This window comes from Enterobacter sp. SA197 (assembly GCF_054131575.1).
In genome coordinates this window covers 2,044,564-2,057,250 of record NZ_CP096393.1, presented here as the reverse complement: position 1 = coordinate 2,057,250, position 12,687 = coordinate 2,044,564, and the positions used below count along the sequence as shown (strand labels likewise).

Annotated in this window: 13 protein-coding genes; 6 read left to right on the top strand and 7 right to left on the bottom strand. The window is 55.2% G+C overall.

Annotation, left to right across the window (positions count from 1 at the left end):
• Nucleotides 1-80 precede the first annotated feature (80 nt).
• Nucleotides 81-1,364: a YeaH/YhbH family protein gene (locus tag M1D91_RS09435; RefSeq protein WP_437430343.1), complete on the top strand. Its 1,284-nt coding sequence runs from the start codon at nt 81-83 to the stop codon at nt 1,362-1,364.
• Between the two features lie 303 nt (nt 1,365-1,667).
• Nucleotides 1,668-2,168: a YbaK/prolyl-tRNA synthetase associated domain-containing protein gene (locus M1D91_RS09430; RefSeq protein ID WP_437430342.1), complete on the top strand. Its 501-nt coding sequence runs from the start codon at nt 1,668-1,670 to the stop codon at nt 2,166-2,168.
• Nucleotides 2,169-2,185: 17 nt separating this feature from the next.
• Here the strand turns inward: M1D91_RS09430 and M1D91_RS09425 are convergent, their stop codons facing one another.
• Entirely contained in the window at nt 2,186-2,296 is a 111-nt protein-coding gene (locus M1D91_RS09425) for a small membrane protein YoaI (RefSeq protein WP_437430341.1), read from the bottom strand.
• A gap of 307 nt (nt 2,297-2,603) precedes the next feature.
• Between M1D91_RS09425 and M1D91_RS09420 the strand changes: the two genes are divergently transcribed.
• The 3 genes from M1D91_RS09420 to M1D91_RS09410 all read left to right on the top strand — a co-directional run bounded on the left by M1D91_RS09420 (nt 2,604) and on the right by M1D91_RS09410 (nt 6,554).
• Nucleotides 2,604-3,938, top strand: coding sequence for a glycoside-pentoside-hexuronide (GPH):cation symporter (locus M1D91_RS09420; protein WP_437430340.1), 1,335 nt, complete (start codon nt 2,604-2,606; stop codon nt 3,936-3,938).
• A 15-nt stretch (nt 3,939-3,953) separates the two neighbouring features.
• On the top strand, nt 3,954-5,993 hold the full coding sequence (locus tag M1D91_RS09415) for a glycoside hydrolase family 31 protein (RefSeq protein WP_437430339.1): 2,040 nt from the start codon (nt 3,954-3,956) through the stop codon (nt 5,991-5,993).
• A 114-nt stretch (nt 5,994-6,107) separates the two neighbouring features.
• Nucleotides 6,108-6,554, top strand: a complete 447-nt coding sequence (locus M1D91_RS09410; RefSeq protein ID WP_437430338.1) for a DUF441 domain-containing protein — start codon at nt 6,108-6,110, stop codon at nt 6,552-6,554.
• Here the strand turns inward: M1D91_RS09410 and M1D91_RS09405 are convergent.
• The 5 genes from M1D91_RS09405 to M1D91_RS09385 form a co-directional block, all read right to left on the bottom strand.
• On the bottom strand, nt 6,537-7,229 hold the full coding sequence (locus M1D91_RS09405; RefSeq protein ID WP_437430337.1) for an amino acid ABC transporter permease: 693 nt from the start codon (nt 7,227-7,229) through the stop codon (nt 6,537-6,539). The genes M1D91_RS09410 and M1D91_RS09405 overlap by 18 nt on opposite strands.
• Nucleotides 7,219-7,974, bottom strand: coding sequence for an amino acid ABC transporter permease (locus M1D91_RS09400; RefSeq protein ID WP_437430336.1), 756 nt, complete (start codon nt 7,972-7,974; stop codon nt 7,219-7,221). The genes M1D91_RS09405 and M1D91_RS09400 overlap by 11 nt, the downstream gene beginning before the upstream one ends.
• Nucleotides 7,974-8,795, bottom strand: a complete 822-nt coding sequence (locus M1D91_RS09395; protein WP_437430335.1) for an amino acid ABC transporter ATP-binding protein — start codon at nt 8,793-8,795, stop codon at nt 7,974-7,976. Before M1D91_RS09395 ends, M1D91_RS09400 begins: the two co-directional genes overlap by 1 nt.
• Nucleotide 8,796: 1 nt before the next feature.
• Nucleotides 8,797-9,618, bottom strand: coding sequence for an ABC transporter substrate-binding protein (locus M1D91_RS09390; protein WP_437430334.1), 822 nt, complete (start codon nt 9,616-9,618; stop codon nt 8,797-8,799).
• Nucleotides 9,619-9,823: 205 nt separating this feature from the next.
• Nucleotides 9,824-10,612, bottom strand: coding sequence for an AraC family transcriptional regulator (locus M1D91_RS09385; protein ID WP_437430333.1), 789 nt, complete (start codon nt 10,610-10,612; stop codon nt 9,824-9,826).
• A 99-nt stretch (nt 10,613-10,711) separates the two neighbouring features.
• On the opposite strand from M1D91_RS09385, the gene M1D91_RS09380 reads away from it, so the two are divergent.
• A complete protein-coding gene (locus M1D91_RS09380; protein ID WP_437430332.1) occupies nt 10,712-11,899 on the top strand; it encodes a CynX/NimT family MFS transporter in 1,188 nt (395 codons plus the stop codon).
• A gap of 26 nt (nt 11,900-11,925) precedes the next feature.
• Here M1D91_RS09380 and M1D91_RS09375 read toward each other — a convergent pair whose 3' ends face one another.
• The gene (locus tag M1D91_RS09375; RefSeq protein ID WP_437430331.1) at nt 11,926-12,633 is read right to left on the bottom strand and encodes a CTP synthase C-terminal region-related (seleno)protein; all 708 of its coding nucleotides are present in this window, start codon (nt 12,631-12,633) and stop codon (nt 11,926-11,928) included.
• Between the last annotated feature and the right edge of the window lie 54 nt (nt 12,634-12,687).

Here is a 12,687-nt window from a genome sequence, read left to right as displayed (position 1 = left end):
GAACTGTAGGCCGGACGGGCGGTATGCCGTCCGGCATTACAACGCCATAAGAAGTTGGCAAATGCAGTACCGGAGGGCCTATGACCTGGTTCATTGACCGAAGACTTAACGGTAAAAATAAGAGCACGGTTAACCGCCAGCGATTTTTACGCCGTTATAAAGCGCAAATAAAGCAGTCGATTTCCGAAGCGATTAACAAACGCTCCGTCACCGACGTTGAGACCGGTGAGTCCGTCTCAATTCCCATTGATGACATCAGCGAACCGATGTTCCATCAGGGACGCGGCGGCTTACGCCATCGTGTCCACCCTGGTAACGATCACTTTGTACAGAATGACCGTATCGAGCGCCCTCAGGGTGGCGGTGGCGGCGGTGGGAGTGGTCAGGGAGAAGCCAGCGCCGACGGCGAAGGTCAGGATGAATTTGTCTTCCAGATTTCGAAAGACGAATATCTGGACCTGCTTTTCGAAGATCTGGCGCTGCCTAATCTGAAGAAAAATCAGCACCGACAGCTCAATGAGTATAAAACCCACCGGGCGGGATATACGGCAAACGGCGTGCCTGCCAACATCAGCGTCGTGCGCTCTCTGCAGAACTCGCTGGCGCGACGCACGGCGATGACTGCCGGTAAGCGACGCGAACTACGCGCACTTGAAGAGGATCTGGACAACGTAGCCAGAAGTGAACCTGCCCAGCTACTGGAAGAGGAGCGTCTGCGTAAAGAGATTGCGGAGCTGCGTGCGAAGATTGAACGCGTACCTTTTATCGACACCTTTGATTTACGCTACAAAAATTATGAAAAGCGCCCGGAGCCATCGAGCCAGGCCGTAATGTTCTGCCTGATGGACGTATCAGGCTCAATGGATCAAGCCACCAAGGATATGGCCAAGCGCTTTTACATCCTGCTCTATCTCTTCCTGAGTCGGACCTATAAAAACGTCGAGGTCGTCTATATTCGCCACCATACCCAGGCAAAAGAGGTGGACGAGCATGAGTTCTTTTACTCGCAGGAGACAGGCGGCACCATCGTGTCGAGTGCGCTGAAGCTAATGGATGAAGTGGTGAAGGCACGTTACGATCCTACCCAATGGAATATTTACGCCGCGCAGGCCTCGGATGGTGATAACTGGGCAGACGACTCGCCGTTGTGTCACGAGATTCTGGCGAAAAAGATCCTCCCGGTGGTGCGTTACTACAGTTACATTGAAATCACCCGTCGTGCGCATCAGACGCTCTGGCGGGAGTACGAGCATCTGCAAACGATGTTCGACAACTTCGCTATCCAGCACATCCGCGACCAGGAAGATATTTATCCTGTGTTCCGCGAGCTTTTTCATAAACAGGCTGCCACCTCCGGCAGTTAATCGAACCGGCAGCCAGCGATCCCCCGCTGGCTGTTTTTCGCGCACAATACCCTAAGGGGCAAATTGCGGTACAAAAATGCAGCTATTTCCCCTCTTGCCCCGCCGTCGATATGGCATATTACTTCCGGACAAACTCGATTTTCCATTCGCGCCATTAGCGTCTGGCCTTTGAAAATAGTACACATAACAGCGTTGTTGAAATGAGTGCTTTTTAAGCCGCCTTCTTCTCAGGCGGCTTTTTTATTTTCATCCCCGTCGCGCTGCATTACTCTTGGGTTTTACGCTATTCATCCGGGAGCGATAATGTCCACCATTGCCAGTCTTGATATCCATCAGCATCTTATAGAAACCCTTGATGCGCACCATGCACGCTATCGTGTGGTTGAACACGAAGCCTCTGGTAAATGCGAAGCGGTGAGTGAAATACGTAAAACGGCCCTGGCCCAGGGCGCCAAAGCGCTGGTCTGTAAAATTAAAGGCAACGGGGTAAAACGACATGTCCTGGCGATTTTGGCCGCTGATCTGCAGGCAGACTTATCGCAACTGGCATCCTTTTTTGGCGGCACTAAAGCCTCGCTGGCAAGCCCGGCGGAAGTTGAAAGCTTAACGGCCTGTGTATTTGGTGCCATCCCTCCCTTTAGTTTTCATCCGGACCTGAAACTGGTCGCCGACCCGCTCCTGTTTGAACGCGTTGAGGAGATAGCTTTTAACGCCGGACTTCTGGAGAAGTCTATTATTCTCAACACCGAGGATTACCTGCGCATCGCGCGCCCGCAACAGGTCAGTTTTCATCGCCTGCCGTGAGGCAACAGGGCGTGGCGTTATGGCCAGCCCGCTTTTTCCAGCATCAGTACCGCCAGAACCAGCACCACCATCATGGTAATAAAAGATAACGTGATGAGAAGCACTTCATATTGCATCGGATCGTTCATCTTTTATGCCTGTTTTTTGTCCAGATGAAGGTAGTAATAATCACTTAAGGTGACGATTTAATGACAGGACCAGATTATCCTGATGTCAATTGCGGCTGAAACGATTCCTGCCCTAATATCTCTTTCTTTTCGCCTTAAAAGCGGGTTATTTATTATTTGCAGTATGCATAAATAAATTGTTACCGGTATCACGAAAAGCAGTTTCCATAATTCCGAAGGCAGATCTCGTAATTGTTAACCATCCAATATTGACACACCATATATTCAGTACCCCCCTGAAATAACCTTACAGAGTCTGGTGAATACAATGAATTTAACGATCACCCGTAAAGAAAAAATCAGTTATGGACTGGGCGACATGGCAAGCCACGTCGGGCTGGATAACGTCATTATCTTTCTGACCTTTTATTATACGGACGTTGTAGGATTACCCGCCGCCTTCGTGGGCACCATGTTTTTACTCGCGCGTACCGCTGACGCTATTATCGACCCGGCGATGGGTTATCTTGCGGATCGTACCAAAACCCGCTGGGGAAAATTCCGTCCCTGGATGCTCTGGCTTGCACTTCCCTTCGGGGCCAGCTGCCTGCTGACCTACGCCGTGCCTGAATCGCTGACCCTTTCCGGTAAGATGATTTTCGCTACCATCAGTTATACGCTGATGATGCTGATGTATACCGCGATTAATATTCCTTACTGCTCAATGGGTGCTGTCATCACGCCTAATAATGAGGATCGTATTTCATTGCAATCCTATCGCTTCTTTTTAGCGACCCTTGGTGGCGCAATGTCGACCTTCTTTATGATGCCTCTGGCTCAATATCTTGGCGGTGATGACAAATTATTGGGTTACCGCTGGGCGATGGCCATAATGGCAAGCGCAGCGGTGATTATGTTCTGGATCTGTTTTGCAAATACTCGCGAACGCATTAAAGCGCCGGCCACACATAATAATTACCTTGCTGAACTACGTGATTTGTTACGTAACGATCAATGGCGCGTGGTTGCCATGCTGGTGATAACCAATATTGGCTTTGGGGTTATTCGTCTCGGTGCCATGATGTATTTCGTGACCTATTATCTTGGCAGTGCCAGCTATTTTATGTGGATGCTCGGCGCGCATATTCTGGGTAAAGCGGCAGGCAGTGCACTGGCAAAACGCCTGACCCGTAACTTCAGCAAAGTCCAGATGTTTGGTTACTGCTCGGTACTGGCTGGCGTCCTCAGCATCGCCTTGTTCTTTGCCCCGAAATCCATTTTTGTGCTGGTGCCTCTCACGTTTATCGTTTCAACGCTGTATCAGTCCACCACCACCCTGATGTGGGTGATGATGGCGGACGTGGCAGACTACGGCGAATGGTTGCAGAAGAAACGCATGGACGGTGTGATTTTCTCTACTTTCCTTGCGGTGCTGAAGCTGGGTATGGCCATCAGCGGTGCGATCGTAGGCTGGACGCTGAGTCTGAGTGGTTACGTGGCTAACGCGCCGGAACAAACTTCAACGGCAATGTACTGCATCGTTGCCCTGTTTACCGTCGTGCCCGGCCTGCTGTCGCTGGCGGCCTTCGCCACGCTGCGCTGGTACAAACTCGACGACAGCACCATGAAATCCATAAACCTTGCCCGTCAAAGTCTTTCGTAAAAGGACGTATTCATTATGAGCGAACTGATCCAACACCCTGACAGCATTGAATGGCGTTTTGAGCGTCAGATCCTGCGCATTGAGCCCTGGGGCGTAAACAGCCTGCGCGTGCGGGCCACCTGCGCCCCACAATTCAGCGATAACCTGCATGCGCTGTTAGCGCCAGCGGCCAGTCAGCCGAAGGTCAGCGCCCAGCCAGAGCAACTGACCCTGCGTAACGGCAACATTACCGCCGTCCTCAACCTGAAAGGCCAACTGGCCTTTTATAACCAGCGCGGCGAACTGCTGCTGGAAGAGATGTGGCGACAGCGCTCCACCGTCGGCATTGGTGCCAGCGAAAAGAGTCAGGACAAATACATCAGCGCCCTTAAACTGGACGGGCGCGAATTTAAACCCCTGCCTGGCGGCAAGTACCAGTTGACCGTGCGTTTTGAATCCCGTGCCGATGAGCGCATCTACGGTATGGGACAGTACCAGCAGCCGTGGCTGGATCTGAAAGGCTGTGTGCTGGAGCTGGCGCAGCGTAACTCCCAGGCCAGCGTGCCTTTTATGCAGTCCAGCCTTGGCTATGGTCTGCTGTGGAACAACCCGGCCATCGGCGAAGCCAGCTTTGCCAAAAACCAGACTCAGTGGCAGGCAAAAGTGACCCAGGAGATGGACTACTGGATAACCGCCGCCGACAGCATTCAGACCATTACCCGTCAATACGCGAAAGCCACCGGCACGCCGCCCCCTGCTCCCGGCTTCACCAGCGGACTATGGCAGTGCAAACTACGCTACCGCACCCAGCAGGAGGTGCTGGAAGTCGCACGCGAGTATCGCCGTCGTCACTTGCCGCTTTCGGTGATGGTCATCGACTTCTTCCACTGGCCGAATCAGGGCACCTGGTGCTTTGACCCAGTGGACTGGCCCGATCCCAAAGCGATGGTGGATGAGCTGAAAGCGCTGGGCATCGAGCTGATGGTCTCCGTCTGGCCGACGGTAGAGGCCCGAAGTCCTCTGTTCCCGGTGATGAAAGCCAAAGGTTACCTGGTCACCAGCGATCGGGGCGTACAGGTCAATCTCGACTTTATGGGTAATACCACCTTTTTTGATGCCACCCATCCGCAGGCGCGCGAATTTGTCTGGGAGACGGTAAAGAAAAATTACTACGATCTCGGTATCAAACTTTTCTGGCTGGACGAAGCCGAGCCGGAATATCGCGCCTATGACTTCGATAACTACCGCTATCACGCCGGGCCGGTTCTGGAGACAGGGAACCAGTACCCGCGCGATTTTGCCCAGGGCTTTTATGACGGGCTTGTTGCGAGTGGCGAGAAGGAGATTGTTAATCTGGTGCGTTGCTCCTGGGCGGGCAGCCAGCGCTTTGGCGTGCTGGCGTGGTCTGGCGATGTGCACTCCTCTTTTCATGCGTTCAGAAACCAACTGGCTGCCGGGCTGAACATGGGGATGGCAGGTATACCCTGGTGGACGACCGACATTGGCGGTTTCCAGGGGGGCAACGTCAACGATCCCGCCTTCCACGAGCTGCTGATCCGCTGGTTCCAGTGGGCAGTCTTCTGCCCGGTGCTGCGCATGCACGGCTACCGTGAACCGCAGATCCAGCCACCGGAAAGTTACCGTAACGGCATCCCGCAATGTAACAGCGGTTCGCCTAATGAATTATGGAGCTATGGCGAGGAGAATTTCGCCATCATGCAACACTGGCTTGGGGTGCGCGAGAAACTACGTCCCTATGTGGATGCGCTGTTTGATACGGCCCACCAGCACGGTGATCCGCTGATGCGTCCCCTGTTCTGGCACTACCCCGACGACGCCGAGAGCTGGCAGGTAGAAGACCAGTATCTGTTTGGTGATGATTTGCTGGTGGCTCCGGTGTTACAGGCGGGGGCACGCGAACGTGACGTCTGGCTGCCGGGGGACCACGGCTGGGTGGCGCTTAATGGCGAGCGTTATCAGGGCCGGCAGCGCATTCAGGTGGCCGCCGGGCTTGAGACAATACCCGTGTTTATCCGGGAGGGTAGCCCGCTGGAAGCCTTGTTAATCACGGGTTAATGCGATTGCCCGAAAATGCGCCTTTCGGTATAAAAAGCCTGCTTATCAATGCGCTTACGCGTAAAGTACGGTAAGCAGGCTTCTTTTATTCTGACAAGGAACGAAACCCTCTCCATGTTTGATACCACTCTCTTTATTCTTCTTGGACTGGTGGCGCTGAGCTTTTTCAGCCATAACACCACCGTTGCTGTTGCCGTCATGGTCCTCATCATCGTGCGGATTACGCCACTCAATGCCTATTTTCCCTGGATTGAAAAACAGGGGCTGACTATCGGGATTGTCATCCTGACCATTGGCGTGATGGCGCCCATTGCCAGCGGTACCCTGCCACCTTCCACGCTGATGAGTTCCTTTTTGAACTGGAAGTCGCTGGTGGCAATTGCGGTTGGCGTGTTCGTCTCGTGGCTGGGCGGTCGCGGCGTCACGCTGATGAGTTCACAGCCTTCGTTGGTAGCAGGATTACTGGTGGGTACGGTGCTGGGTGTGGCCCTGTTCCGGGGCGTACCGGTAGGGCCACTGATTGCGGCAGGGCTGGTCTCATTGTTAATTGGTCGGCAGTAGATGCCGGCGCTGCCAGCGCTTCACGCTCAGTTCTAACAGGCTGCACAGCAGGTAGTACACCAGACCGGTAAAGATGAACAACGCGGCCGGATATACCTGTACCCGGTTATTAACCTGCCCGGCTACGGTGGTCAGCTCCGGTACGTTGACAATAAATGCCAGCGACGTGTCTTTGAGTAAAGCAATGAGCAGGCCAATAAACGATGGTATCGCATTGCGCAGCGCCTGAGGCAGCAGCACCAGTTGCAAAATGTGCCAGGCACCAAATCCGCTACTTACTGCCGCTTCATATTGCCCTGCGGGTAACGCATTCAGCGCGGCGAGCGTGGAGTACATTACCGAGGCCGAGGTGAACCAGGCCAGCGCCAGCGTCACCGTAACGGCCCCTGGCAGATCCGCACCGGTTATCCAGGGCAGCAAAAACCACATCCAGAAGATGACAAAGATCAGCGGGATCCCGCGGATCAGCTCCGCCCAGGCAAACAGCACTTTTCGCGGCAAGCCAGGATACCGCCACGCCAGGCAGGCCAGCAGAATACCGCCAGGAAAAGCCAGCACTCCGGCCCCCAGCGTCATCAGCACCGACAGCAGCACTCCGCCCGGCTCGCCCTGTAACGCCCGTCCCAACAACAGATAGCTGAGGTTATCGGTGATAACAGTGATATTAGCGATCACGGTACGCCTCCTTGCGGCTTAACCCGCGCCAGCCACGCGGCAGATTGAACAACAGGCTCATCATCAACCCCAGCGCCAGATACAGCACGCTCCCTACGGTGAAGGCTTCCAGCGCATGAGCATTGAAACTCTCTATCTGCCGGGTCTGGTAGGTCAGCTCTGCAAACCCAATCCCGGTCGCCAGCGACGAAAGTTTCATCAGATTGAGATACTGCCCCACCACCGGTTGCCAGGCATTTTCCAGCCCCTGCGGCAGCAAAATCCAACGAAACAGCGCCAGATCGCTGAACCCTTGCGCTTTTGCGGCTTCAATTTGCCCGGCCGGTACGGCCCCTAGCCCTGCCTGAATCTCTTCTACGAGGAACGCTGCGGTAAACAGCCCCAGCGCCCAGGCGGACGAAAGAAATTCCGGCGTAAACCACCAGACGTCGCCCGGCAGAATGCTGAAGGCGTGGTCGTCATTGACATACTGGCGAAAGCCTTCGGGCAGAACATTCCAGGCGGCGAAGTACCAGAAGAGGATCTGCACCAGCAACGGGGTGTTACGAAACAGCGAGACCCAGCAGGCAACGACAATCCTTCCGGGTCTGCCCCCCGCCAGACGGAGCGCGAGAAGAAGTACGGTGAGTAGCGTGGCAAGTAACACACCCGCTACCGTGACCCAGACAGTGGTCAGAAAACCGGAAATAAGCCATTGCGCTGGCTGGCCGGTGAAGACCCCTGCCCAGTCGAGATGGATCCCCATTACAACTCCTTGCTGTCGGCATGCAGTGGGTTAAGGACTTTTTGCAGGAAGCGTTGCGCCCGTGGATGGCGGGGTGCGGTGAAAAAGAGGTCAGGCGCCGCTTCTTCGAGGATCTCCCCACCGTCAATAAACACTACGCGGTCGGCAATCTCCCGGGCGAACTGCATTTCATGGGTCACCACAATCAGCGTGATCCCACTATGGGCAAGGGATTTCATCACCTGCAGTACTTCGCCTATCATCTCAGGATCCAGCGCTGAAGTAGGCTCATCAAACAGAATGATATGCGGATCGGCTGCCAGCGTGCGGGCAATCGCCACGCGCTGTTGCTGCCCACCGGACAGTTGTGAGGGATAGTGCTCCGCTTTCTCTTTCAGCCCGACGCGCTCAAGCAACGCCAGCGCTATCGCTCTGGCCTGCGCCGCCGATTTACCGTGAATTTTGGTTAGCGCCAGGGTGATGTTGTCCAGCGCGGTCAGATGCGCATAGAGGTTAAACTGCTGGAAGACAAACCCCACGTGGCGGCGCAGGGCGCGCAATTCCCGGCCTTTAAGCTGCCGTGTGGGTTTTCCGTCCACCAGAATCTCGCCGTCAGTCAGCGTTTCCAGTTGGTTAATCAGACGAATCAGGGTCGATTTACCGGAACCTGACGGCCCACAGACTGCCACCACCTCGCCGGCCGCGACCTGTAAATTGATGTTATTCAGCACCCGATGGTCGCCGTAGCTTTTACTGGCACCACGAAATTCCACCGTGCCTTTTTGCACGGGAAAAACCTCCGGGGCCTGGGCCACGGAGGAGGAGAAGAGACCTGCCAGCATATTACTTCGCTTCTATTTTAAAGCTGCGCGGAGCCGGAGCTTTGGTTTGCGGTCCAAACCAGGCGTCGTAGATTTTTGCGGCTTCGCCGTTCTGCTCAAGCTTAACGAGTTCGTCATTAACCGCGTTTAACAGCGCCGTTTCGCCTTTGGTGACCCCGACCCCAATCTCCTCTTTTGAGAGCAGATCCGGCAGGATTTTGAATTTTGCCTTATCCGGCGCTTCCGCCAGCAGCCCTGCGAGGATAGTGCTGTCCTGGGTGATTGCCTGCACATTGCCGTTACGCAGTGCCGTCAGCGCCAGCGGGATGTCGTCATACGCCAGCACGCGGGCCTGCGGGAAACGCTGGTGCAGCGCCTGCTCGCCGGTGGTGCCTTTTACTGCACCGATGCGGGCTTTGCTGTAGCTGTCAAGCTTATCTGAACCAGTGGCCGATACCAGGAACTGCTGCCCGGTCACGAAATAGGGTGTTGAAAAATCAATGACCTGCGCACGCTCTGGGGTAATAGTGATGTCTGCCACAATCAGATCCACTTTGCCCGACTGCAGCAATGGAATACGGTTCGCCGGGTTGGTTGCCACCAGCTCCAGCTTCACGCCCAGGCTTTTGGCCAGTGCTTTAGCAAAATCGACATCATAGCCAACAATTTCATGGCTTTGTGGGTCGATGGCACCAAATGGCGGGTTGGCATCAAAGGTCGCGACTTTTACGACGCCAGCGGCTTTGATATCCGCCAGTTTGTCCGCATGAGCGGCAAAAGAGAAAGAAAGAAGTGCCAGTGCGGTCAGCGCACCGATTTTTTTATATTGTGCTGAGGTTGCCATGCTAATTCTTACGCCCTGTTTTTAGTCAGAATTCATGGCTAAATTCACATACCCGCTAACATCAGACAAATATCAAAAAGTGCATAGATTAGCTAAAAAAGTTATTGAAACTCCGGCGACCATACGAAACGCTTATTCGAAAGTGAAACGCAGCCAGAAGTTGCTATGCCCATGATTAGAAAAAGGGTTTTGCAGCATAAAATAATCACCCTGCCCCTAACGCAGCAAGGTAGCGACCCGGCGTCTGTCCCAGCCCTTTTTTAAACATAGTGATAAAGGCCGTAGTGGAGTCATAGCCCAGCGCCTGCGCGACCTGCTGCACCCCATTTCCGCCAATCAGTAACCTTACCGCCAGAATCAGTTGTAACTGATGCCGCCAGCGGCGAAAGCTCAATCCCGTCTCCCTCACCACCAGCCGTGCGAGATTACGTTCGCTCATGGCAAAAATGTGCGCCCACTCGGTGAGCGTTTGCCGCTGCTCAGGCGCCCTTTCCATGCTCTCCACCATCTGACGAATTTTCGGGTGCGGCGAGACGGGCAACTGAAACTGCATCTGTGGTTGACGTGGAAGCTCATCGAAAAGTACCTGAACCAGGCGCTGCGTTGCGGGCTGCTGGCGCTCAAGGTGACTGCGGGTGGCAAGCGTCATAATCAGCTCACGCACCAGCGTAGAGATTTTAAGCGTGCAGCAGGTGTCCGGCATCGTGACCCGACCTGGTTCAATAAATAAAAAGTACAGCTGCGCCCCGGGCGTCGCACGATTGCTGTGGGCAACCCTGCCCGGAAGCCAGACCGCATGATGAGGCGGCACCATCCAGCGTGCATGCTCCACTTCGCTGGTAATGGCACCGGTAAGCGCCAGAATCAACTGCCCTTTGCGATGGCGGTGTTCCGGGATCTGCTGTTCGTCGGCGTTAACCTGAATACCGAAAGCCAGCGCCGCTTCCTGCTGGCTGTCAGGGTTGAACCCCTCAAGTCCAAGACCGTGCTGCATACGAATGTCCGTTTTTAGCGATAGTGTGTCATTTTAGCTTGATTCAAACAGCAACAAAACGAGGTAAGGTGTGCGTCTGATATTTTTCCTGAGAATACAATGACCCTAGCGCTCCATCCCTGTGGCAGGCAACGTGTGCTGCTGATTGCGGGCATTCTGACGATCGCCACCACCCTGCGCGTCACCTTTACCGGTGCGGCTCCCCTGCTGGATACCATTCGCGACGATTATGGTTTATCCACTGCCGTGGCCGGGATGCTGACCACCCTTCCTCTGCTGGCATTTGCTTTTGTCTCGCCTCTGGCGGCGGGTATCGCCCGGCGCAGGGGAATGGAACGCAGCCTGTTGCTTGCAATGCTCCTTATTTGCGCCGGCGTTGCCGTACGCTCCCTGCCCTCGACTGCCCTGTTATTTACTGGCACGGCGATAGTCGGCTGCGGTATCGCATTAGGGAATGTGCTGCTGCCGGGGATCCTCAGACGCGATTTTCCCGGTGAGGTCGCTAAACTGACCGGTGCCTACTCTCTGACAATGGGGGCCGCGGCAGCGCTGGGCTCTGCGGTGGTGGTGCCTGTCGCCATGATGGGGGCAGGATGGCGTGGGGCGCTGCTGACGCTGATGGTTTTCCCGCTCCTGGCGCTGCTGTTGTGGTTACCCCAGCTTCAACGACAGCAACCGACACCTCTGTCTGCCGCGCCGCTCACGCAGGACCGGGGGATCTGGCGCTCGGCGCTCGCCTGGCAACTGACCCTCTTTCTTGGTATCAACTCTTTAATCTATTACGTGGTCATTGGCTGGCTGCCTGCGATTCTGCTGAGTTATGGCTACAGCGAAGCGGGTGCCGGTTCACTGCACGGACTGTTGCAACTGGCGACGGCCTCGCCGGGGGTTATCGTGCCGCTGATACTGCATCGCCTGCGCGATCATCGTGGGGTGGCGGTCATCATCGCCCTGCTGTGTGCGCTCAGTGCAGCCGGTTTTGTTATCTGGCCTGAACAGGCAGTAGCCTGGACGCTGATATTCGGCTTTGGCTCTGGCGGCACCATGATCCTTGGCCTGACGTTCATAGGCCTGCGCGCGCTTAGCGCACATCAGGCCGCGGCGTTATCGGGCATGGCACAGTCGGTAGGATATCTGCTGGCGGCCTGCGGCCCGCCACTGATGGGGAAAATTCATGACGTCAGCGGAAGCTGGCATATTCCGCTGCTGACCTGTGCGGCGCTGTCAGTGGTGATGGCGGTATCGGGCGCGTTTGCCGGGCGGGACAGAGAAAGCGAGAACAGATAAAAAAGCAGGCCCCGCAGGGCCTGTTTTTAATCGCAGGCTGCACGCAGCATTGCCTGCACCAGCGGAACCGGATGCCCAGCCAGCGCATTGCGCTCATGCTGGAAAAGCGTTGCCACAAAGAACGGATGGCTTACCAGCTCAACCGCGCGGATTTCGCCCTCTTCATCCCAGCCGGTAACCCGCAGATCGCCTTTTTCCAGCTCAGCGGCAAAATCATCCGCGATGCCGTAGCTGCAACGATATGCCTCTTCAATCTCAACCTGACCGTACGCTTTCGCAATCAGGGTATTCGGGCGCAGTTCGATAGCCGCGCGCTGATCCACCAGCGAGCAGGCCAGCGGTACAATCACCATTTTGCCTTCGCTGTCCGTCTCCTGATGCGCGGCATTTTCATAACCCAGCACGTGGCGGGCGTATTCAATAATGGCATGCTGGAACCCACCGCAGGTGCCAAGGAAAGGAATGGCGTTTTCGCGGGCATATTTAATAGCAATAAAAGCGCCCTCAGGGTTTTTGTAAGGGCTTGCCGGTACGACCCAGACTGCATCGTAGCCGACGAGATCGTCGCTACTGGTAATCTCAGAGGTCGCCAGCCAGTCGTAATCTGCGGTGATGTCGAGAACAGCGGCTGCGTCATCGATAGCCAGAGGGATAGCCTGATGGGCAACAACATCGTGGTTATAATCGCCGACCAGGGCAATACGTAGCGTATCTTTAACGGGAATATGGGTCATGAAGGGTTCCTTACGTTCAGGCAGATAACGGACAACATAAGGAACCTCACATTA